We start from the raw sequence: 20,129 nt of genomic DNA, 5'->3' as shown, positions 1-20,129 counted from the left end.
AAGGTCGCCGGGCCGGCGGCAGATTGCCGGCCCTCGGGCCGGCGTCCATGCACGGGCCGCGGGCGTGGATCAGATGCGCTTGAACACCAGCGTGCCGTTGGTGCCGCCAAAGCCGAAGCCATTGGACACGACCACGTCCACCCGCTTCTCGCGCGCCACGTTGGGCACGTAATCCAGGTCGCAGCCCTCGCCCGCCTCGTCCAGGTTGATGGTCGGCGGGATGATGCCGGTGTGCAGCGCCATCACCGAGAAGATCGCCTCGGCGCCACCGGCCGCGCCCAGCAGGTGCCCGGTCATCGACTTGGTGGAGCTGACCATGGCCTTGTAGGCGTGGTCGCCCAGCGCGCGCTTGATCGCCAGCGTTTCGGCCAGGTCGCCCAGCGGCGTGGAGGTGCCGTGCGCGTTGAGGTAGCCGATCTGCTCGGGGTTGACGCCGGCGTCGTTGAAGGCCGACACCATGCAGCGCGCCGGGCCTTCTCCGTTCTCGCTGGGTGCGGTCATGTGGAACGCGTCGGACGAGGCGCCGAAGCCGGCGAGCTCGCAGTAAATGCGCGCGCCGCGCGCCTTGGCACGCTCATACTCCTCAAGCACCAGGATGCCGGCGCCGTCGCCCAGCACGAAGCCATCGCGGTCCTTGTCCCACGGACGCGAAGCGCGCGTCGGATCGTCGTTGCGGGTGGACATGGCCTTCATCGAGCAGAACCCGCCCATCGAGGTGGGCGAGGAGCCACGCTCCGCGCCACCGGCGATCATCACGTCGGCATCGCCGTACTGGATCATGCGCATGGCCATGCCGATGGAATGGTTGGACGTGGCGCACGCCGACACCGCCGAGAAATTCGGACCCTTGATGCCGGTGAGCAGCGACACCTGCCCCGGCAGCATGTTGATGATGGTGCTGGGCACATAGAAGGGCGAGATCTTGCGCGGGCCGCCTTCGTGCAGCTTCACCGCGGTTTCCTCGATGCCCAGGATGCCACCGATGCCGGAACCGATCAGCGCACCGATGCGCTCGGCGTTGGCCTCGGTCACTTCCAGCCCGGCGTCCTGCATCGCCATGAGCGACGCGGCCACGCCGTAGTGGATGAACGGGTCCATCTTCTTGGCGTCCTTGACGTTCACCCACTGGGTCACGTCGAAACCGCGGATCTCGCCGGAGATCTTGGTGGTGTAGCCCTCGGTGTCGAAATGGGTGACCGGGCCGATGCCCGAACGGCCATTGACGATGCCATCCCAACTGCTGGCCAGGTCGTTGCCCAGCGGGGAGACGATGCCGAGACCGGTGACGACGACGCGTCGGGACGAAGCGGGACGGGAGGCCATGGAAACTCCGTTGTCAGCCTGCGGGCCGCGGCGCGCAACGTGCGCCGCCGCCCATGTTGCCGGCACGGAGCCGGCGGGAATGAGGGGGCAGCCCGGTGGAATGTCCGGACTGCTCCGATTACCTGTTGCCGTGACACCCATCGGGGTCACGCGGCGGTGTTACCGCCCAAAGACACAGGGCCGCAGCAAGCGGCCCCGGTCTGGATGTCGGCAAGGCAACGCACACGACCCGGAGTCGACGCGTGGCCTTGCCCGGGCGCAAGCGCCCACAAGCGGATTACGCCTTGACGTGCGCCTTGACGTAGTCGATCGCCTGCTGCACCGAGGTGATCTTCTCGGCCTCTTCGTCCGGGATCTCGCACTCGAACTCTTCTTCCAGGGCCATCACCAGCTCGACGGTGTCGAGCGAGTCGGCGCCGAGGTCGTCAACGAACGAAGCGTTGTTGGTGACTTCCTCTTCCTTAACGCCCAGCTGTTCAATGACGATCTTCTTGACGCGCTCTTCGATGCTGCTCATTTCTGCTCACTCCTCCCGGGATCGGGATATCAGACGGATAGTTTAGTGGAATCGCGGGCCTTCGCCAGTATGGTGCAAAAGCCTTTTGTATCAAATCTTTACGACCATCGTACGATGGTCACGGCATGTACATGCCGCCATTGACGTGCAGGGTCTCGCCGGTGATGTACGCCGCCGACGGGCCCGCCAGGAACGCCACCGCGTGCGCGATGTCGGCCGGCTCGCCCAGACGACCCAATGCGATCTGGCCGAGCATTGCGTTCTTCGCGTCCTCGGGCAGGTCACGGGTCATGTCGGTGTCGATGAAACCCGGCGCAACCACATTGACGGTCACGCCACGCGAGCCGATCTCCTTGGCCAGCGATTTGCTGAAGGCGATGATGCCGGCCTTCGCCGCCGCGTAATTGGCCTGGCCGGCATTGCCGGTCACGCCCACCACCGAGGCGATGTTGATGATGCGGCCCTTGCGCGCCTTCATCATCGTGCGCATCACCGCCTTGCTGCTGCGGTAGACGCTGGTGAGGTTGGTGTCGAGGATGGCCTGCCAATCCTCGTCCTTCATGCGCATCAGCAGGTTGTCGCGGGTGATGCCGGCGTTGTTGACCAGGATCGAGATCCCGCCGAATTCCTTGGTGATCGCGTCGACCAGCGCCTCGATGGCGCCCGGCTCGGTGACGTTGAGCACGCGGCCGTGGCCGCCGCTGGCCGCCATGCGCGCGCCGATCGCCGCGGCACCCGATTCGCTGGTGGCGGTGCCGATGACGGTGGCGCCCTGCGCGGCCAGTTCGTCGGCGATGGCGGCACCGATGCCGCGCGTGGCGCCAGTGACGAGGGCGACTTCGCCGGTAAGAGGACCGTTGGCCATGTGTGTTACCTCGTTGTGGGGTGGGGACCGCCGGCCAGGCGGCGCGCGGTGGCGCGTCCTGCCCGCCGCGGACGGTGATGCCTTACTGCCAGTCCGCCAGCGCGGACTCGAAATCGGACGGCGTGCCAATGGCACGCGCGTCCAGCGACTTGTCGATGCGCTTGACCAGGCCTGCCAGCACCTTGCCCGGGCCGCACTCGGCGATGCGGGTGATGCCGCGCGCGGCCAGCGCCTGCACGCAACCGGTCCACTGCACCGGCAGGTACAACTGGCGGACCAGCGCATCACGGATCGCTTCGGTGCCTTCGTGCACTTCGGCATCCACGTTCTGGATCACCGGCAGCGCAGGCGTGCGCCACGTGAGTTCAGTCATGGCCTCGCCGAGGCGGTTGGCGGCTTCGCGCATCAGCGGGGTGTGCGACGGCACGCTGACCGCCAGCTTCACCGCCTTGCGCACGCCGCGCTCGGCCAGCAGCGCCAGCGCCTTGTCGACCGCGGCCGCATGGCCACCGATCACGACCTGGCCGGGCGAGTTGAAGTTGGCCGGGACCACGACTTCGTCACTGGACACGGCTTGGCAGACCTCCAGCACCAGCGCGTCTTCGGCGCCGAGCACGGCGGCCATCGCACCAGTGCCGGCCGGGGCGGCGGCCTGCATCAGCTGGCCACGCAGGCGCACGAGCCGGGCGGCGTCATGCAGCGACAGCACGCCCGCGGCGACCAGCGCGGAATATTCGCCCAGGCTGTGGCCGGCCAGGAGCGCCGGTTGTACGCCGCCACGGGCCTGCCACAAGCGCCACGCGGCCACACCGGCGGCCAGCAGCGCCGGCTGGGTGAATTCGGTCTGGTTGAGCTGCTCTTCCGGGCCGTTCTGGCTCAGCGCCCACAAGTCCACGCCGGCACCTGCGCTGGCCTCGGCGAACGCGGCCTGCACCACCGGGTCCATCGCGGCCAGCTCACCGAGCATACCCAGCGACTGGGAGCCCTGGCCGGGAAAGACGAATGCCAACTGCGATTGGGTCGGAAGCGATGCGGTCACGCGACAGCCTTGAGGTTTGAAACGGAGAGGTACAAACGAACGCGCAATGATACGAGTGAAAGCTCTAACGTGTCTGTACCCGGCCGTACAGTCCGGTGTTTGAAACCGTTGACCGAAATTGGGCGCAGTTGGCCACTGGACCTCGTCACGCGCGGGCTGTACTGCCGCAGCGCCCGCGATAGCCGGCCCGGATTGACGCGCGGTGCCTGCTCTCCCGGTTTCGCAGGGCGGACCGACACGCCATGGCAACAGTCCCCATGAACACGAACGCCCCGGCAAGCCGGGGCGTCTGGTGGACACCGAACTCCGCCAAGGGGCCGGACTACGGCATCAATAGCGGATCAGCGCCGAGCCCCAGGTAAAGCCGCCGCCAAAGGCTTCCAGCAACAGCAACTGGCCACGCTCGACCTTGCCCGAACGCACCGCGTGATCCAGTGCCAGCGGCACCGAGCCAGAGGAGGTGTTGCCGTGCTTGTCCACGGTGACGATCACACGTTCCATCGGCATATCCAGGCGCTTGGCGGTGGCTTCGATGATGCGCAGGTTGGCCTGGTGCGGGATCAGCCAGTCCAGCTGGTGCCGATCCAGGCCATTGGCCTGCAGCGTCTCCTCGACCACCGAATCCAGCGCCTTGACCGCGTGCTTGAACACGTCGTTGCCGGCCATCATCACGCGCACGCCCGCGTTGTGCTCGTCGGGCTTGAAGCCCTTGGACACGCCGACCGGGTTGTGCAGCAGGTCGGCCTTGGTGCCATCGGCGTGCATGTGGGTGCTGAGGATGCCGGTCTCTTCGTCGGCCTTCAGCACCACCGCCCCTGCGCCGTCGCCGAACAGCACGCAGGTGCCGCGGTCGCTCCAGTCGAGCATGCGCGTCAGGGTTTCGGCACCGATCACCAGCGCGGTCCTGGCGGCGCCGGAGCGGATGAACTTGTCGGCCACCGTCAGCGCGTAGACGAAACCCGAGCACGCGGCGTTGACGTCGAATGCAGGACAGCCGGAGGCACCCAGCCGCGCCTGCACCAGGCATGCGGTGGACGGGAAGATGACATCGGGGGTGGTGGTGCCCAGGACGATCAGGTCGAGGTCCCTGGCATCGACACCGGCCGCTTCCAGCGCGCGCACGGCGGCGTGGTAGGCCAGGTCGCTGGTGGTCTCGCCCTCGGCGGCGATGTGGCGCTCGCGGATGCCGGTACGCGCGGCGATCCATTCGTCACTGGTGTCGACGATCTTGGACAGGTCGTCGTTGGTGAGCACCTTCTCCGGCAGGTAGCTGCCGGTGCCGGCGATACGCGAGAACACTTGCTTGATCATGCCAGGGGGACACCTCGACGGGGCGGCTCGCCGGCCTCACCGACGCGCCGCGGACGGGCCCGCACGCCAAGCCTCAACGCCGACCCGGAAAAAGACTGCGGCCCGAAGGCCGCATTCCTGCGCAGGAGCACCGGTCAGGAACCGGTGACTCCGGGGACGTTGACAGGTGCCGACGCCCCACAGCAATGCACGCGGCGCGGTGCGCCGCGGTGCGATTACTCGACGTCGACGACCTTCGACTTGACCTCGATGACCTTCTTGCCACGGTAGTAACCGTCAGCGGTCACGTGGTGGCGGATGTGGGTCTCGCCGGTGGTCGGGTCGGTGGCCAGCTGCTTGCTGGACAGCGCATCGTGCGCACGGCGCATGCCACGCTTGGACGGGGTAACGCGGGACTTCTGGACAGCCATGGTCTTGCTCCAAGGAAACTCAGTTCGATTTGTTCTTCAATGCCGCCAATGCAGCGAAGGGGTTCGCGCGTTCCTGCTCGACCTCTCCGGCCGGCCAGTCACGCTCCATCGCCTCCGTGCCGGGCATCGTCGGCACGACCGGGACGGCCAGGATGAGCTCATCCTCGACCAGCTCGGCAGCCCGCAGCAGCCCGTCGGACGGGACCAGCAGCGGTTCATACCCGGGCGGCAGCGCGGCTTCGTCCGCTTCATCACGGATCAGGCCGAGCCGCTGCACGATGTTCACCGGAAACACGAAACGCTGCAGGCTGCGCTGGCATTCCAGCGGCAGACCGGCATCGATGCGCATTTCCACGTATGGCACCTGCAGTTCGTCCGTGTCGAACTCCAGCGAGTAACTCACCTCGCCTTCGGTATCGACCAGACTGTCACGCAACCGGTCCAGCGACGACAGCGGCAGGCGGCCTTGAACACCGCGCCGCGCCGCCACCATGCGCCAAGCGTCCAGAGTCTCGGAAACCGGCGATCGGGGTGCGTCTGCGGACATAAGCTGCAGAATGTTAGGAGGTGAACGCCCCCCTGTCAAACCGGAAAACCGTTGCGGGGCGGTGATTTGCCCCGATGGGGGCGGCCGGTTCAGACTGCGGGTCCCTCCTCCAGCACCCGCGCCGTGACCACTGCCCTCCTGCTGATCGTCCTGGCCGCCCTGGCCCTGGGCCTGCTGGCCTACCTGCGTCGCGGGGTCACACCGCGCCAACGGGCCATGCGCGACCTGCTGGACGCCGCCGACACGCTGGAGGCCCGGTTGCGCACCGCCCGCGCCGAGATCGAGGCGGTAACCGGTGACGAGGGCCAGGACCCGGTGCGCGAGGCCATGCGCGAGATGCTTCGCCAGCGCATGTGGCTGCGTGACCACGGGCAGGAGGCGTCGCTGGAACAGCTGGCCGGGGTCCGCACGTCCATCGACGCCGCGCGCGAACGCATCGACCAGCAACTGTCCCGCATCGACCAGGCCCGGACAACTACTCCCGACCCATGACCCCGCTGATCCTCGCCTCCACGTCGGTCTACCGGCGTGACCTGCTGGCGCGCCTGCGCCTGCCCTTTGACACAGCGCGCCCGGAAACCGACGAGACGCCGTTGCCCGGCGAGTCCCCCGACCACCTGGCGCTGCGCCTGGCGGAGGCCAAGGCACGGGCCGTGGCCACGCGGCACCCCGGTGCCTGCGTGATCGGCTCGGACCAGGTGGCGGAACTGGCCGGCGAGCCGCTGGGCAAGCCCGGCTCCCGTGACGCCGCGATCGCCCAGCTTGCAAGCATGTCCGGGCACGAAGTGCTGTTCCGCACCGGCCTGTGCGTGTTGGGCCCGGACGGTGCCGCCCACGTCGTGCTGGACACGACGGTGGTACGGTTCCGAACGCTGTCGCAGGCCGAGATCGCGCGCTACCTCGATGCGGAGCAGCCCTTCGACTGCGCCGGCAGCTTCAAGTCCGAAGGCCTGGGCATCGGCCTGTTCGACGCCATCGAGTCGAGCGACCCGACGGCGCTGATCGGGCTGCCGATGATCACGACGGCCCGGCTGTTGCGCGAGGCCGGCTACCAGATCCCCTGACCCGCCGTCCGGTACGGCGCAGCCTCGTGACTGGCAGGCGTGCGCAGACGACCCGGGCGCGCCACGTGCCAGGCCAGGGCTTCAGATCAGCGCGCGCCGATCAACGCACGCGAACCGGCTGCTCCGCCCAGTCCTCCACGCTGCCGTCGCGGCCGTGCAACCGGAGTCCCAGCCAGTGCGTGCCCGGCGCCACCGCCCCCAGGTGCATGCGCCCACCCAATCCCACGTGCGGGTGCGATGGATCGGTCGATATCTGCCAGTAGGCCGCGATCCCGGTATTGCGCTGCCCATAAGGCACGTCGCCCACGGGTTGGCCATCGAGCAGCAGTTCCACGCGCGACAGGCCCACGCCGTCCTTGAATGCCCAGCCGCGGACCTCCAGCGTGCGGTCCACGGCGGCCCCCGCGACCGGCGCATCCAGCCACGCCATCGCCGGCGTCGTGCAGGGCCCCACCCGTCGTCCGTGCAGCCGGAACAGCATGAACCGGCGGCGGCCATGGTCGATGTTGACCACCCGCGGTGCCGGCAACGGCCCGACCATCGCGCACAAGGCGTGGTATCGCGCCAGCAGGGCCTTGTAGGGCACGTCGGTGGCACCCACCACCAGCAGCACGGGGCCGTCGCCGATGCCAGACACTGCGTCGCGATGCAGGCCCCACAGCCGCAATTGCGGTGCGCGGCCATGGTGGTGGTTCAAAGGATGGTCCAGCACCGGGATACGCGGGTTACCCAGCGCGAATCCCAGCTCCGCACCGATCTTGAAGTTGTCGGCAAGCAGGTGCGCGCCTGCTGGAAGCGTGGCCTGCTCGCCCCTGACCGCATCGGCCAGCACATCCCAGCCAGCGAAGTTCTCGGGGTACGCCTTGCCCACCGCGGCGCGCTCACGCAGGTGCGGTGCGGAAACCGCCACGTAGTAGCCAAGCACGGCCACCATCCCCAGGCCCAGCAATGCCCAGGTGGCACGCCGTGCCCACGTCGGCCAGGCGGCAAGCACCCACGGCACCAGCGGCAACAACGCCAGGTACCCGGGCAACGGCCAGTGGAAACTGACGCGCTCGTTGTCGGCGACAAAACCCAGCAGGAAGAATCCCAGCAACAACAGCCCACCGCTCCACGCCAGGTAGCGCGATGCCGCCGAAGGCCACGCCCCCGCGATGCCCTGCCGCGCCGCCGCCAGCATCGCCACCAGCAACAACGGGGTGGCGAGCAGCGCCTGGATGCCGATGAACCACAAACCGTCCAGATGGAACGCCCACGGATGCCGTTCCACCAGCTGGAAGCGCAGGCCGGCATCGGCGTTGGACAGGTTCCACGCCAGCAGGGGCATCCACGCCAGCGCGCCGATGGCGATGCCCGCCCAGACCCGGGCATTGCGCAGCGCACGCCGCCCTTCCGGCAGCAGCAACAGCGCCACGAAGCCCACGCCGATCACCGCGACGAACCGGTAATGGCTCAACGCACCGAGGGCGAGGCCAACGGCAAGTTCGCAGGCCGCTCCGGCATCCGCGCGCCGCAACAGGCGCGCCCCCGCGTCCAGGCAGAGCAGCGTCGCCAACGCCAGCGCCACGTCCGGCAACCCCAGCACGCCCAGGGTGCCCGACAGCGGCAACAGCAACGCCAGGCTGCCGGCCTGCCAGCCAACGGCCGCGCCGAACTCGCGCCGCGCCAGCGCCACCATCAGCCAGGGCACCAACGCGCCCATCAACAGAAATGGCCAACGCACGCCCAGCAACGTATCGCCGCCCACTGACACGCCCAATCGGGTGAGCCATGCGGTCAGGCCCGGCAGGTCCGAATAGGCGGCCGCCAGATGTTGGCCCTCCTGCCAGTAGAACGCCTCGTCCACGAACAGCGGCAACCGCGCCGCGACCACGCATTTGGCCAGCAGCACCGCCACGAACAGCACAAGGAACGCCAGGCGTGACCGGCGCACATCCATCATGGGCACAAGACCTCTTACACTCCGGCTGAATACGGGAGAACCACCATGGCAGCGTCCCCTTCGAGCGCGAGCATGCTACCTGATGCCCTGCGCCAGGCCCTCGACCGCGCGCAGGCGCAGGTCAACCAGCTGGTGCTGGGCAAGCCCCACGAGGTGCGGCTGGCGTTCGTTGCGCTGCTGTCCGACGGCCACCTGCTGATCGAAGACCTGCCGGGGCTGGGCAAGACGACGCTGGCCCACGCGCTCGCCGCCACGTTGGGGCTGGAGTTCCAGCGCGTGCAGTTCACCTCCGACCTGCTGCCGTCGGACGTGGTGGGCGTGTCGGTGTTCGATCCGCAGGCCCGGCGATTCGAATTCCACCCGGGCCCGGTGTTCACCCAGGTGCTGCTGGCCGACGAGATCAACCGCGCGCCGCCGCGCACGCAAAGCGCGCTGCTGGAAGCGATGGCCGAGCACCAGGTGACGGTCGATGGCGTTGGGCATGCCCTGCCCTCGCCGTTCTTCGTCATCGCCACCCAGAACCCGGTCGATCTGTCCGGCACCTATCCGCTGCCGGATTCGCAACTGGACCGGTTCCTGCTTCGCCTCGCGCTGGGCTACCCCAGCGAGGCCGCCGAACGCGACCTGCTGGCCGGCGCCGACCGCCGCGACCTCATCGCGCAGTGCATGCCGCAACTGGGCAGTGACGATGTAGTGGCCGCGCGTGCGGCGGTGCTGTCGGTGCACGCCAGCGACGCGCTGATCGACTACGTGCAGGCGTTGCTGGTCCGCAGTCGTCGTCATCCCGGCGTGCGCGTGGGACTGTCGCCGCGCGCAGGCATCGCACTGCTGCGTGCGTCCCGTGCCTATGCGCTGCTGCTGGGGCGACAGCATGTGCTGCCGGACGACGTCCAGGCCCTGTTCGGTGCCGTCGCGGCGCATCGGCTCACGGCGGACGCGGATGCCGGCGACCCGGCCGCGCTGGCCAAATCGATCCTGCACTCGGTGCCGGTCGACTGAGTGCAATGACGGATACCTGGCAAGCCGCCTGGCGCGACCGGGCCGCGGCGCTGGCGCGCCCGCGCCACCCCGAGGCGATGCCGGCCCGACTGGACCGCCGTCGCGTCTACGTGTTGCCCACGCGCTTCGGCCTGTTCTACGGCGTGCTGTTGTCGGCGATGCTGCTGGGTGCGTTGAACTACAACAACAACCCGGCGTTGCTGCTGGCCCTGCTGCTGGCGGGCACGGGGCTGGCCAGCCTGGTCGCCGCGCACCTGCAATTGACCGGCCTGGAGATCGTGGCCGTGGACGGCGAGCCGGTTGCGGCCGGCCGGCCCCTGGTGCTGCGTCTGCACGCCACCGCCCCGCCGGACCGCGTGCGGCGCGGGCTCCAGGTGGCCTTCGTGCGGACCCCTGCGGACCGCACGGTGCTCCACCTGGACCAGGGGCATGGCGAAGCGGACCTGTCGCTGCCCACCCGGCAGCGCGGTTGGCTGGACATCCCGCGCCTGACGATCTCGACGATCCGACCATTGGGGCTGGCGCGCGCCTGGGCCTACGTCTGGCCCGATGCGCCGCTGCTGGTGTATCCAGCGCCCGAGCCGGCCGGCCCACCATTGCCCGAAGGCGCGGGCGACCGGGCCGACAATCGCCTGCATCCCGCTGGCGAGGACGTCCACCATCTGCGGCCCTATCGCCCCGGCGACGCTCGCCGGGCCATCGCCTGGAAACCTTCGGCGCGCCGCGACCAGCTGATCGTGCGCGAGTACGAGCAGCCGCAGGGCGCCGAGACCACCCTTGACTGGTCGTCGTTGCGCGCGCTGCCACACGAGGCGCGCATCGCCCGCCTGGCGCGCTGGGTCGACGAAGCCGAACGTACCGGCCGCCGCTACCGGCTGGCCCTGCCCGGCCAGCCGACGCTGGGCCCCGACCACGGACCACACCACCGCCACGCCTGCCTGCGCGCACTCGCGCTGATGCCCCATGGCTGACGCACCACGCACCCCGCCGCTGGACCAGGCCACGCGCCACTGGGCATTCGCCGCGGGTGCGGCTTCGCTGACGCCCATGCTGCTGCAGTTGCCCAACGTGATGGCAGGCACCATCGCGGCGTGTGCGATTGCCGTGGCGGCGCTGGCGTGGCGACAGCCGGCACACTCGCTGATCCGGTTGCTGCTGGCCGTCTCGCTGGTCGGCACGGTACTGGCGTTGTCGCGGTTCTCGTTTGGCCGCGACACGGGCTGCGCGATGCTGGCCGCGATGCTGGCCATCAAGCCCTCCGAAACCGCCACCCTGCGCGACGCGCGCAGTCTGGTGGGCTTCGCACTGTTCGCTCCGTTCGCCACGTTCCTGCTTGACCAGGGACCGCTGAGCCTGGCGCTGGGCCTGCTGGCGACGTTGATCTCGCTGTTGGCATTGCAGCGATTCGCCGACGTGGAGGCCGGGGACACGAGCGCACCCACGCTGCGCCACCGGCTGCCGGCGATCGGCCGGCTGGTGGCCATGGGTGTTCCTTTGACGCTGGCCGCGTTCTGGTTGTTTCCGCGTATGGCCACCCCGTTGTGGGGCGTGCCGGAACGCGCGCTGGCCCGCCCCGGGTTGTCCGACAGCATGACGCCGGGCGAGTGGGTGGACCTGATGAATGACGACACGCCCACGCTGCGCGTGCGCTTCTTCGGTGCCGCGCCCCGCCAGGAACAGATGTACTGGCGAGGGCCGGTGCTGTGGCAATTCGACGGCCGCAGCTGGACCCAACCCGGCTGGTACCGCAACCTGCCCGTGGCCGACACCGAGCCCGCGGAAACTCGATGGGACTACGAAATGGAGGTCGAGTCCACCGACCGGCGCCAGCTGGTGGCGCTGGACCTGCCGCTTTCCGCTCCCGCCGGCACCCGCCTGTCCATTGACCACGGCCTGTGGGCGGAGCATCCACAGACCACGCTGGGTCGTTGGCGGGTGCAGTCGGCACCGCCTCGACGCTACCAGGCCGAACTTCCCCAGACCCTGCGCCATGCCGCCCTGGAACTGCCGCCCGGCTACAACCCGCGGACGCTGGCACTTGCGCGGCAGTGGCGTGCCGAGGCGGGAGCCGACGACGCGGCCATCGTGCAGCGCGCGATGGCATGGATCCGTGCCGAATTCGCGTACACGCTGGACACGCCATTGCTTGGCCGGCATGCCGTGGACGAATTCCTGTTCGACTACAAGCAGGGCTTCTGCGAGCACTTCAGTTCCGCGTTCGTGGTGCTGATGCGTGGTGCAGGCATCCCGTCGCGGGTGGTGACCGGTTATGCCGGCGGGTATCGCAACCCCATCGGCAACTACTGGCTGGTTCGCCGTTCCGATGCGCACGCCTGGGCCGAGGTCTGGTTGCCCGACCGCGGCTGGGTGCGCGTGGATCCGACCGCCGCCGTGGCCCCGGAACGCATCTATGACACGCTGGAGGATCGCGCGCCCGGCGCGGGGATGTTCGGGGCGGCCGGCGGGGTGACGCCGCTGCTGGACATGGGCGACTGGCTGCGCCGCGGCTGGAACGACTTCGTGCTGGGGTTCAATGCCGCGCGCCAGCAGGACCTGCTCAAGCCCTTGGGCATGGACCCGTTGGGCGGCCGGGGATTGATCGCCCTGTTTGGCGCGGCGGGTGGACTGGCCCTGCTCTGGATGCTGTGGCTGAGCACGCGCGAACCGCACGAGGCCGACCCGGTGCTGCGGGCCTGGCACCGCATGGACCGGCGATATCGCCGTCTTGGCCTGGGCCGCGAGTCTCATGAAACCGCCGATGACTGGGCGCGCAGGGTCGCGACCGCCCGTCCGGACCTGGGCCGGGACCTGCTGAAACTCAGCCACCGTTTCATCAATTGGCGCTACGCTGGAACACGAACCGGACGACTGGCCACTCACGAACAGCATGATCTGGTTCGCGCGCTCAAGGCCCACCGCCCACGCCCGCCAGGAGAACGCAGATGAAGTTCCGATCAATCGCCCTTGCCGTCGGCACCGCCACCGTGCTGGTTGCGTGCGTTTCCCAGCCCAAGCCCTTGCAGGGTGCCTTTGCGGAGATCAGCCCGCAGGACGCCGTCGCCAGTGACCGCACCGGCGCGGTGGTGCGCTGGGGTGGCCGCGTGGTCGAGGTGGAACCACAGGCAAACCGCACCTGCTTCCAGATGATCTCCACCCGACTTGGCGGCACTGGCCGCCCGCTGGAGTCCACTGACGACACCGGCGGCCGCTTTGTTGCCTGCCGGACCGGGTTCTATGACCCAGCGCTGTTCCAACCCAACCGTGAAGTCACTTTCACCGGTCGCGTCAGCGGTTACGAGTCGCGCAAGATCGGCGAGTACGACTATCGCCTTCCGGTGGTGGATGCCGAAGTGGTGTACCTGTGGCCCATCCGCGAGCGGGTCGACGTGGTCCAGTACCCGGCGCCGTACCCGTGGTGGGGCTGGTACTGACCGCCCTTCAGTGGGGCGTGCCGAAACGCCCCAACGGCGCACCCGCCAGCAGGTGCAGGTGGATCTGGAACACGGTCTGCCCGGCATCGCCGTTGCAGTTCATCACCACGCGGTAGCCGCTTTCGGCAAAACCTTCGCGCTTGGCGTAATCCGCCGCGGCGATCACCAGCCGCCCCACCACCTCGGCCTGCGAAGGCTGCAGGTCGTTGAGCCTGGGCACCGTCACCTTCGGCACGAACAGCACGTGCACCGGCGCCTGCGGTGCAATGTCGCGGAAGGCGATGAGGTGCTCGTCCTCGTGGACGATCGTCGCGGGGATCTCGCGGCGGATGATCTTGTGGAAGATGGTGTCGTCGCTCATCGGTGGGTCCTCATGAAGGAAGGCAATCGGCAGGTTGCAGCGGGTTGGCGACCCGCCGGGATACCCCGGCATGTTCAGTCGGGCATTTCGCTGCGACTGCCGAAGGCGTGGGAGAGCGTCCCGCGGTCCACGTATTCCAGCTCGCCGCCCAATGGCACGCCATGGGCCAGTCGACTGGGCCTGACCTTGTGCTGGCGGGCCAACTGCGCGAGGTAATGGGCCGTCGCCTCACCTTCCACGGTGGGATTGGTGGCGATGATCATCTCCTGCACCTCACCCTCCGCCAGGCGCGCGGCAAGCGTGTCGAGGCCGAGTTCGCGCGGACCGATGCCATCCAGCGGCGACAGGCGCCCCTGCAGCACGAAGTACAGGCCCCGGTAGCCGGTGGCCTGCTCGATGGCGAGGCGATCGGCGGGCGACTCGACGAGGCACAACTGGTGCGCATCGCGCGAGGCGCTGCCGCAGGTCGCGCAGATGTCGGTTTCGCTGAAGTCGCGGCAGCGCCTGCAGTGGCCAATGCGTTCGATCGCCTTGGCCAGGGTGTCGGCCAGGCGCCGGCCCCCCTCGCGTTCGCGTTCCAGCACGTGGTACGCCATCCGCTGCGCCGACTTCTGCCCGACGCCGGGCAGCACGCGGAACGCATCGATCAGTTGTTCAAGCAGTGAGGCGCTCATTGCAGGCGGCAGAAGCCCGCGCGCGGCAGCCCCACGGCCGCCGCCACGCGACCGGTTGCCATCAGAACGGCATCTTCATGCCCGGCGGCATCGGCATGCCGGCGGTGGCGGCCGACATCTTCGCCTGCGATTCGGCGTTGACCTTGTTCACCGCATCGTTGAAGGCGGCGGCGATCAGGTCTTCGGCCATCTCGGCATCGCTGATCACGCTGGGGTCGATGCGCACCTTGCGGCACTCCATGCGGCCGGTCAGGGTCACGCTGACCATGCCGCCGCCGGCGTTGCCGGTGACCTCGATCTTGGCCAGTTCTTCCTGCGCGCGCTGCACGTTTTCCTGCATTCGCTGCGCCTGCTGCATCAGTTGGGCAATGTTTCCACGCATGTTTCAGTCTTCCAGGGGGCGGATTGAGTCGGGGACAACGCGGGCGCCGTATTGCGCGACCAGGCGCTGCACGTCGGCGTTGTCCATGAAAACGGCTTCTGCGGCGGCCTGGCGCTCGTCGCGCGCGCGGTCGTTGCGCTCGCGCAGCGATTCGCCCACGGCGGCGCTGGCGAAGCGGATCATTGGCGCACTGCCCAGGCGGGGCACCAGGGCTTCGGCCACCATTTTGACCAGGTTGGGCACGCCCAGGTGCTGGTCCGCCTCAGGCAGCGCCAGCGTCAGCACGCCATCGGCATAGCCGCCAAACACGGCGTGTTCGGCCAGCAGGCGCGCGGGGCCCTTGAGGTCGCTGGCGGCCACGATGTCGTGCCATTCGCTGGCGTCGGCGATGCTGGTGGACAGGTCGGCATCGACGATGGCACCGAGGACGGAGGTGGACGCGTCGGCCGACGCTGGCGGCGCAACGGGCGGCATCGCGGAAGCGGCGGCCGGTGCTGCGGCAATCCGCGGTACCTGGTTACGCTCGACCACGATGGGGGGCGCCAGGCCAGCCATGCTCCCGATGGGCGCCACGCTCGCGGAGGACGGCACCTGCGGCATGGCTTCGGCCCACGGCGGGGTGTCGTCCTCGGCCGATGTGCTTTCGACCGGCGATCGCTTCGGCGGCGCCGGGGCGTGTACGTCTGTCTCCGACGCAGTGATCGGCCTGCCTTCAACCGCAAGCACAGGCGAAGTCGACGTTGCAGTCGAAGCGTCAAAAGAAGGTGCGGCCGGGGAGCCGGTCGGCACCACCGCAGCACCGGCAGACGCCGCTGCTGCCGTCCCGCTCGCCGCAACGCCGGTTGGCGCAGCGCCACGCAGCGCCCCCCCCTCCGCCTGGGCGGATCGCATGCCTCCACCGCCCTCCGCGGGACGGAACGCCAGCATGCGCAGCAGCGTCATCTCGAAGCCTGCGCGCGGACTCGGTGCCATCGGCAGGTCACGACGCCCGTTGAGCGCCATCTGGTACCAGAGCTGCACCACTTCGGCACGGATGCGCGCGGCGAGTCCGTCGATGTCCACGCCATCGGCTTCCACCGGCGCAGTGGGCACCAGCTGGCGCACCTGGATGCGGTGCATGGCATCACTGAGCGCATCCAGCACGGTGCCCCAATCGGGCGAGAAGTCGGCCAGCGCAGCCACTTCCGCCAGCAGCGCCTCGCCGTTGCCGTCGGCCAACGCCGACAGCAGCGTGCCCACGCGCGTGCGGTCCACCGACCCCAGCATCGTCGCCACACCGCTTTCGACCAGCTGCCCGCCGCCACTGCTGGCGCCGGTGTAGGCAATGGCCTGGTCCAGCAGGGACAGGCCATCGCGCAGGCTGCCATCGGCGGCCTTGGCCAGCAGGCGGATCGCGCCCGGCTCCACGGCAATGCCCTCGGCGTCGAGGATCTTGTTCATCTGCCCGGTGATCTGGCCCTCGTCCAACCGCTTCAGGTTGAACTGCAGGCAGCGCGACAGCACCGTCACCGGCAGCTTCTGCGGGTCGGTGGTGGCCAGCAGGAACTTCACGTGCCCCGGCGGCTCCTCCAGCGTCTTCAGCAGCGCGTTGAACGCCGCTTTCGACAGCATGTGCACTTCGTCGATCAGGTAGACCTTCACCCGGCCGCGGCTGGGCATGTACTGCGCGTTCTCGATCACCTCGCGCACATCATCCACGCCGGTGTTGGACGCGGCGTCGATCTCGATCAGGTCGAAGAAGCGGCCGGCGTCGATGTCCTGGCAGGTGGCGCACGCGCCGCACGGGTCGGACGAGGTGCCCTGCTCGCAGTTCAGCGACTTGGCGAAGATGCGCGCGATGGTGGTCTTGCCCACCCCGCGGGTGCCGGTGAACAGGAACGCGTGGTGCACGCGGCCGGTTTCCAGCGCGTTGGTCAGCGCACGCACCACGTGCTCCTGCCCGACCAGTTCGGCGAAGCGCCTGGGGCGCCATTTGCGGGCGAGGACGAGGTAGGACATCGGATCCTTTGCAGTGCTGACGATGCGACGACGGGGCCACGGTAGCCGCGTGCCGAACCGGATGATCGGACTTGGCCCATTGTGCCATGGCGTACCAGACACTCCGTTACCCAAGGGGACAGAACCTCCGCACAGGAGAAACGCCGGAGCGGACTTCCAGCGGTGCAGGAGCAAGGACTGGTTGCGGGGCCCGGACACTGATGGGGACCCCGGCCGGTCGCCACGGACTCCCGAGCCGCAATCCCAACGCCTCGACTTGTCCGAAAGCCCCGCGACCGCTAGACTTTGCGACCCCGAGGCCGCAGCCCAGCGCCGTGGCCCCGGGACCCGGAGAGGTGTCCGAGTGGTTGAAGGAGCACGCCTGGAAAGTGTGTAAGCGTCTAAACCGCGCTTCGGGGGTTCGAATCCCCCTCTCTCCGCCAGATTCTTGAATGCGAGTCCCGCCCAGCAAGCCGCGCCCGCGCGCCGTTTTGCCCACGCGAAGCCCCGCAGTCGCCTATGGTGGCCCCGTCGGCCCCTCGCGACGCTAGGTCGAAAACCCCGCCAGGGCCGGAAGGCAGCAACGGTATCGACTGATGCGGGTGCCGAGGCCAGCCGGCGGGGCTACCGCCTTTTCAGGCGCGCATGGCCGTGGGCTCGGCCAAGGGCAGGCACTCATCCGGATGTGCCACGCGGTAGCCGCGCGCCGCCAGCACTTCGCCCTCTTCGCGACTGGCGTAGTGGTACAGCACGCAGCGCGACAGCAGCGCGGCCGGGTACTCGCGCTCCAGGTCCTCGATGCCGCTGTGCGAGGGATTGCCGTGCAGCGCGCAGTCATGCGCGATCAGTTCCCCTTCACCGGCGACCCGCGCCAACACCTCGGGAATCGGCCGGGTATCCCCCGTCCACACCAGGCTGCCCTTCAAGCGCAGGCCGAACGCGGTGTCCGGCCAGTGATGGCGCGCCTGGAATACTTCCAGCCGCACTCCGTCATGCCAGAACGCACTGCCCACGGGGATCACCTGGAATGCATCCCAGAAATTCGCCCCGCCTTCGGCCAACGCATTGGGGTAATCCCCCACGCGCTGGTGCAGCAGCGGCACCAGCGGCGCCGGCACGTACAGCTTCACCGTGCCGCGCAGCGCCGGATTGAAGTAGCTCTCCACGAACAGCCGCTCAAAACCGGCTATGTGGTCCAGGTGGGTGTGCGTGATGAACAGCGCCCGCGGCGCCTGCCCATAACGCGCCAGCAACGCGGTGAGGCCTTCGCCGCCGCAATCGATGGTCAGCCATGGCGCGCCGTCTCGCTCGATGGTGGCCATCGCCGAGCCCAGCTCGACGGCGGAGGCATTGCCCACACCGTGCAAACGCAATGCCCAGCCCATCAGGTACCCCGGCTCCACGCCATCTCGTAGGCGGATCGAAGGCGCTGGAAATCGCGCTCCACATCCTCCTCCGAACGCCCGCCCCGCAGCTTCATCAGCGAACGGTGCAATCGCTTGAGGTTGCCTCGCCGCCATCCGGTGGCGGGGATGCGCAACTGGCCACGGTCGAGGTCGATCACCCAGCCATTTCCGCCGGGGTCGAACAGCAGGTTGTGCGCATTGAGGTCCGCATGGTCCAGGCCCGCGCGGTGGCTGCGGGCGATCAGTCGACCCGCCTCCTCCCACGGCGCGCCGTCACCGGCCACGGCCGCGCGATCGGCCAGCGAACGCACGTCCTCCAGCCGGTCCAGCAGGATCGCGGCGGTGTAGAACAGACCATCACGGCGGTAATAGGCCGCCACCGGCCGCGGTACGGACACCCCCTTGGCCGCAACGGCGCGGGTCAACCGGAACTCGGCGAAGCTGCGGGTAGCGGCGGCGCCATGCCACCAGTAGCGGTCACGGCTCACGTTGGCCGCCATGCCGCCGCGCAGGTAGCGGCGCAGCAGCACCGGACCGAAGGGCGCATCGACGAACCATGCACCACCACGCCCGCCACTTTCCACCGGCCGCGCGCGCGCGCCCCAGTACTGTGGAGAGAACCACTCCGGCGCGGCTTGCCGCACCCGCGTGGTGTCGAACAGAATCGCGCCGTACCCGCTGTCCTCGCGGAACGGAACCAATCCCTCGGCGGCGTCGTAACCCGTCATATCTTCTGGAGTCTAACAATTCACGCCGTCCCTGCACCTGCTTCGATCTGCATCCTGCGGCTGTCGGCCCTGGGCGACGTCACCCACGTGGTGCCCGTGGTGCGCACGTTGCGCAGCGCGTGGCCGGACGTTGCCATCACCTGGGTGATCGGCAAGGGCGAGCACCGCCTGCTCGCAGGCCTGGACGGCGTGGAGTTCATCGAGTACGACAAGAAGACCGGCCTGGCCGGCATGCGCACACTGCGCCGGCAACTGGCCGGCCGCCGCTTCGATGTGCTGCTGCAGATGCAGGTAGCCGCGCGCGCCAACCTCCTGTCGGCCTTCATTCCCGCGCGCCGCCGCATCGGCTACGACAGGTCGCGCTCCAAGGACCTGCACGGACTTTTCATCAACGAGCGCATCCCGGACCGGCCGGGCATGCATGTGCTCGACGCACTGGGCAGCTTCTGCGAACCGCTGGGCCTGCGCCAGACCGCGGTGCGCTGGGACCTGCCGGTACCGGCCGAGGCCTTCGACTGGGCGAAGGCGCAGTGGCCGGACGATGGCCGCCGCACGCTGATGATCTCGCCCTGCTCCAGCCACGTGCTGCGCAACTGGCGCGCCGAGCGCTACGCCGCCGTGGCCGACCACGCCATCGCGTGCGGCTGGCGCGTGGTGCTGTGCGGCGGCCGCAGCGAACTGGAACGCCAGACCACCGACGCCATCCTCGCCGCCATGCACGGCAGCGCGCTGGACCTGGTCGGTAAGGACACGCTCAAGCAGTTACCGGCCCTGCTGGCACGCGCTGACCTGCTGATGACCCCCGACTCCGGCCCCATGCACATCGCCAACGCGATGGGCACGCGGGTGCTGGGCCTGCACGCGGCCAGCAACCCGGAGCGCAGCGGCCCGTACACCACCCGCCGCTACTGCGTGGACCGCTACGACGATGCCGCCCGCAAGTACCGCGGCAAGCCGGCCGCCGAGCTCAAGTGGGGCACCAAGATCGAGCACGAAGGCGTGATGGACCTGGTCACGGTGGAAGACGCCATCGCTGCCTTCGAGCGATACGTGACTGACTGCGCTGACTGAGGAGAGTGGCTTCGGACGGGGCCGGCGCGCACCCGCCGGGATGCTACTCCCCTCCATCGGGGCATCCTGCCCCGAGTCGGGG

At 68.9% G+C, this 20,129-nt stretch carries 21 protein-coding genes, 1 tRNA gene and 1 other RNA gene; 9 read left to right on the top strand and 14 right to left on the bottom strand.

Annotated features, from left to right (window positions below; all coding sequences use genetic code 11):
- Nucleotides 1-69: 69 nt before the first annotated feature.
- From fabF to IP93_RS14360, 7 genes are all read right to left on the bottom strand, one after another.
- Nucleotides 70-1,323 carry a beta-ketoacyl-ACP synthase II gene (gene fabF, locus IP93_RS14390; protein ID WP_144816858.1) on the bottom strand — a complete coding sequence of 418 codons (1,254 nt, stop codon included), beginning with the start codon at nt 1,321-1,323 and terminating at the stop codon, nt 70-72.
- Nucleotides 1,324-1,600: 277 nt separating this feature from the next.
- A complete protein-coding gene (gene acpP / locus IP93_RS14385; protein WP_144816856.1) occupies nt 1,601-1,840 on the bottom strand; it encodes an acyl carrier protein in 240 nt (79 codons plus the stop codon).
- A 118-nt stretch (nt 1,841-1,958) separates the two neighbouring features.
- Entirely contained in the window at nt 1,959-2,705 is a 747-nt protein-coding gene (gene fabG, locus IP93_RS14380) for a 3-oxoacyl-ACP reductase FabG (protein WP_144816854.1), read from the bottom strand.
- A gap of 82 nt (nt 2,706-2,787) precedes the next feature.
- Complete coding sequence (fabD, locus tag IP93_RS14375) at nt 2,788-3,744, bottom strand: ACP S-malonyltransferase (protein WP_144816852.1); 957 nt, start codon at nt 3,742-3,744, stop codon at nt 2,788-2,790.
- Between the two features lie 330 nt (nt 3,745-4,074).
- Entirely contained in the window at nt 4,075-5,055 is a 981-nt protein-coding gene (locus IP93_RS14370) for a beta-ketoacyl-ACP synthase III (protein WP_144816851.1), read from the bottom strand.
- A 215-nt stretch (nt 5,056-5,270) separates the two neighbouring features.
- The gene (gene rpmF, locus IP93_RS14365) at nt 5,271-5,465 is read right to left on the bottom strand and encodes a 50S ribosomal protein L32 (RefSeq protein WP_144816849.1); all 195 of its coding nucleotides are present in this window, start codon (nt 5,463-5,465) and stop codon (nt 5,271-5,273) included.
- Nucleotides 5,466-5,484: 19 nt separating this feature from the next.
- A complete protein-coding gene (locus IP93_RS14360) occupies nt 5,485-6,012 on the bottom strand; it encodes a YceD family protein (RefSeq protein WP_144816847.1) in 528 nt (175 codons plus the stop codon).
- A 123-nt stretch (nt 6,013-6,135) separates the two neighbouring features.
- Here IP93_RS14360 and IP93_RS14355 point away from each other — a divergent pair, with 123 nt between their 5' ends.
- Together IP93_RS14355 and IP93_RS14350 are read left to right on the top strand one after the other, a co-directional pair.
- Nucleotides 6,136-6,504 carry a hypothetical protein gene (locus tag IP93_RS14355; protein WP_144816846.1) on the top strand — a complete coding sequence of 123 codons (369 nt, stop codon included), beginning with the start codon at nt 6,136-6,138 and terminating at the stop codon, nt 6,502-6,504.
- Nucleotides 6,501-7,076 (top strand): Maf family protein, encoded by a 576-nt coding sequence (locus tag IP93_RS14350; RefSeq protein ID WP_144816844.1) that lies wholly within the window; start codon nt 6,501-6,503, stop codon nt 7,074-7,076. Before IP93_RS14355 ends, IP93_RS14350 begins: the two co-directional genes overlap by 4 nt.
- A 100-nt stretch (nt 7,077-7,176) precedes the next feature.
- Here IP93_RS14350 and IP93_RS14345 read toward each other — a convergent pair whose 3' ends face one another.
- Entirely contained in the window at nt 7,177-9,018 is a 1,842-nt protein-coding gene (locus IP93_RS14345) for a glycosyltransferase family 39 protein (RefSeq protein ID WP_144816842.1), read from the bottom strand.
- Between the two features lie 45 nt (nt 9,019-9,063).
- Here IP93_RS14345 and IP93_RS14340 point away from each other — a divergent pair, with 45 nt between their 5' ends.
- Genes IP93_RS14340 through IP93_RS14325 form a run of 4 tightly spaced genes read left to right on the top strand, consistent with a single transcriptional unit; the run spans nt 9,064 to nt 13,448 of the window.
- Nucleotides 9,064-10,017, top strand: coding sequence for an AAA family ATPase (locus IP93_RS14340; RefSeq protein ID WP_242006884.1), 954 nt, complete (start codon nt 9,064-9,066; stop codon nt 10,015-10,017).
- A 5-nt stretch (nt 10,018-10,022) separates the two neighbouring features.
- A complete protein-coding gene (locus tag IP93_RS14335) occupies nt 10,023-10,988 on the top strand; it encodes a DUF58 domain-containing protein (RefSeq protein WP_144816840.1) in 966 nt (321 codons plus the stop codon).
- Complete coding sequence (locus IP93_RS14330) at nt 10,981-12,963, top strand: transglutaminase TgpA family protein (RefSeq protein WP_144816838.1); 1,983 nt, start codon at nt 10,981-10,983, stop codon at nt 12,961-12,963. Before IP93_RS14335 ends, IP93_RS14330 begins: the two co-directional genes overlap by 8 nt.
- Nucleotides 12,960-13,448 carry a Slp family lipoprotein gene (locus IP93_RS14325; protein WP_144816837.1) on the top strand — a complete coding sequence of 163 codons (489 nt, stop codon included), beginning with the start codon at nt 12,960-12,962 and terminating at the stop codon, nt 13,446-13,448. The genes IP93_RS14330 and IP93_RS14325 overlap by 4 nt, the downstream gene beginning before the upstream one ends.
- 7 nt (nt 13,449-13,455) lie before the next feature.
- Here the strand turns inward: IP93_RS14325 and IP93_RS14320 are convergent, their stop codons facing one another.
- From IP93_RS14320 to dnaX, 4 genes are all read right to left on the bottom strand, one after another.
- Nucleotides 13,456-13,809, bottom strand: coding sequence for a histidine triad nucleotide-binding protein (locus tag IP93_RS14320; RefSeq protein ID WP_144816835.1), 354 nt, complete (start codon nt 13,807-13,809; stop codon nt 13,456-13,458).
- A gap of 74 nt (nt 13,810-13,883) precedes the next feature.
- Complete coding sequence (recR, locus tag IP93_RS14315) at nt 13,884-14,483, bottom strand: recombination mediator RecR (protein WP_144816833.1); 600 nt, start codon at nt 14,481-14,483, stop codon at nt 13,884-13,886.
- Between the two features lie 61 nt (nt 14,484-14,544).
- Nucleotides 14,545-14,865: a YbaB/EbfC family nucleoid-associated protein gene (locus IP93_RS14310; protein WP_144816831.1), complete on the bottom strand. Its 321-nt coding sequence runs from the start codon at nt 14,863-14,865 to the stop codon at nt 14,545-14,547.
- Between the two features lie 3 nt (nt 14,866-14,868).
- Nucleotides 14,869-16,863: a DNA polymerase III subunit gamma/tau gene (dnaX, locus tag IP93_RS14305; RefSeq protein WP_144816830.1), complete on the bottom strand. Its 1,995-nt coding sequence runs from the start codon at nt 16,861-16,863 to the stop codon at nt 14,869-14,871.
- Nucleotides 16,864-17,192: 329 nt separating this feature from the next.
- Between dnaX and IP93_RS14300 the strand changes: the two genes are divergently transcribed.
- Nucleotides 17,193-17,285 (top strand) — tRNA-Ser (locus tag IP93_RS14300).
- A gap of 85 nt (nt 17,286-17,370) precedes the next feature.
- An RNA gene (ffs, locus tag IP93_RS14295) (signal recognition particle sRNA small type) lies at nt 17,371-17,467 on the top strand.
- Nucleotides 17,468-17,477: 10 nt separating this feature from the next.
- Here the strand turns inward: ffs and IP93_RS14290 are convergent.
- Nucleotides 17,478-18,227: an MBL fold metallo-hydrolase gene (locus IP93_RS14290; protein ID WP_144816907.1), complete on the bottom strand. Its 750-nt coding sequence runs from the start codon at nt 18,225-18,227 to the stop codon at nt 17,478-17,480.
- A complete protein-coding gene (locus IP93_RS14285) occupies nt 18,227-18,976 on the bottom strand; it encodes a 3-deoxy-D-manno-octulosonic acid kinase (RefSeq protein ID WP_144816828.1) in 750 nt (249 codons plus the stop codon). The genes IP93_RS14290 and IP93_RS14285 overlap by 1 nt, the downstream gene beginning before the upstream one ends.
- A 45-nt stretch (nt 18,977-19,021) precedes the next feature.
- Here IP93_RS14285 and IP93_RS14280 point away from each other — a divergent pair, with 45 nt between their 5' ends.
- Nucleotides 19,022-20,047, top strand: a complete 1,026-nt coding sequence (locus IP93_RS14280; RefSeq protein WP_144816905.1) for a glycosyltransferase family 9 protein — start codon at nt 19,022-19,024, stop codon at nt 20,045-20,047.
- The last annotated feature ends 82 nt before the right edge of the window (nt 20,048-20,129 follow it).

This window comes from Aerolutibacter ruishenii (genome assembly GCF_007830115.1).
Classification (GTDB): Bacteria; Pseudomonadota; Gammaproteobacteria; order Xanthomonadales; family Xanthomonadaceae; genus Aerolutibacter; species Aerolutibacter ruishenii.
This window is presented reverse-complemented; position numbering and strand designations above follow the sequence as displayed.

What these genes read in the sequence shown, in the direction of transcription:
- IP93_RS14290 (WP_144816907.1), bottom strand. Translation starts at nt 18,227, where the DNA reads ATGGGCTGGGCATTGCGTTTGCACGGTGTGGGCAATGCCTCCGCCGTC.
- IP93_RS14340 (WP_242006884.1), top strand. Translation starts at nt 9,064, where the DNA reads ATGGCAGCGTCCCCTTCGAGCGCGAGCATGCTACCTGATGCCCTGCGC.
- IP93_RS14285 (WP_144816828.1), bottom strand. Translation starts at nt 18,976, where the DNA reads ATGACGGGTTACGACGCCGCCGAGGGATTGGTTCCGTTCCGCGAGGAC.
- dnaX (WP_144816830.1), bottom strand. Translation starts at nt 16,863, where the DNA reads ATGTCCTACCTCGTCCTCGCCCGCAAATGGCGCCCCAGGCGCTTCGCC.
- IP93_RS14310 (WP_144816831.1), bottom strand. Translation starts at nt 14,865, where the DNA reads ATGCGTGGAAACATTGCCCAACTGATGCAGCAGGCGCAGCGAATGCAG.
- recR (WP_144816833.1), bottom strand. Translation starts at nt 14,483, where the DNA reads ATGAGCGCCTCACTGCTTGAACAACTGATCGATGCGTTCCGCGTGCTG.
- IP93_RS14320 (WP_144816835.1), bottom strand. Translation starts at nt 13,809, where the DNA reads ATGAGCGACGACACCATCTTCCACAAGATCATCCGCCGCGAGATCCCC.
- fabF (WP_144816858.1), bottom strand. Translation starts at nt 1,323, where the DNA reads ATGGCCTCCCGTCCCGCTTCGTCCCGACGCGTCGTCGTCACCGGTCTC.
- IP93_RS14335 (WP_144816840.1), top strand. Translation starts at nt 10,023, where the DNA reads ATGACGGATACCTGGCAAGCCGCCTGGCGCGACCGGGCCGCGGCGCTG.
- IP93_RS14325 (WP_144816837.1), top strand. Translation starts at nt 12,960, where the DNA reads ATGAAGTTCCGATCAATCGCCCTTGCCGTCGGCACCGCCACCGTGCTG.
- IP93_RS14350 (WP_144816844.1), top strand. Translation starts at nt 6,501, where the DNA reads ATGACCCCGCTGATCCTCGCCTCCACGTCGGTCTACCGGCGTGACCTG.
- IP93_RS14345 (WP_144816842.1), bottom strand. Translation starts at nt 9,018, where the DNA reads ATGATGGATGTGCGCCGGTCACGCCTGGCGTTCCTTGTGCTGTTCGTG.
- rpmF (WP_144816849.1), bottom strand. Translation starts at nt 5,465, where the DNA reads ATGGCTGTCCAGAAGTCCCGCGTTACCCCGTCCAAGCGTGGCATGCGC.
- IP93_RS14370 (WP_144816851.1), bottom strand. Translation starts at nt 5,055, where the DNA reads ATGATCAAGCAAGTGTTCTCGCGTATCGCCGGCACCGGCAGCTACCTG.
- acpP (WP_144816856.1), bottom strand. Translation starts at nt 1,840, where the DNA reads ATGAGCAGCATCGAAGAGCGCGTCAAGAAGATCGTCATTGAACAGCTG.
- fabG (WP_144816854.1), bottom strand. Translation starts at nt 2,705, where the DNA reads ATGGCCAACGGTCCTCTTACCGGCGAAGTCGCCCTCGTCACTGGCGCC.
- IP93_RS14330 (WP_144816838.1), top strand. Translation starts at nt 10,981, where the DNA reads ATGGCTGACGCACCACGCACCCCGCCGCTGGACCAGGCCACGCGCCAC.
- IP93_RS14360 (WP_144816847.1), bottom strand. Translation starts at nt 6,012, where the DNA reads ATGTCCGCAGACGCACCCCGATCGCCGGTTTCCGAGACTCTGGACGCT.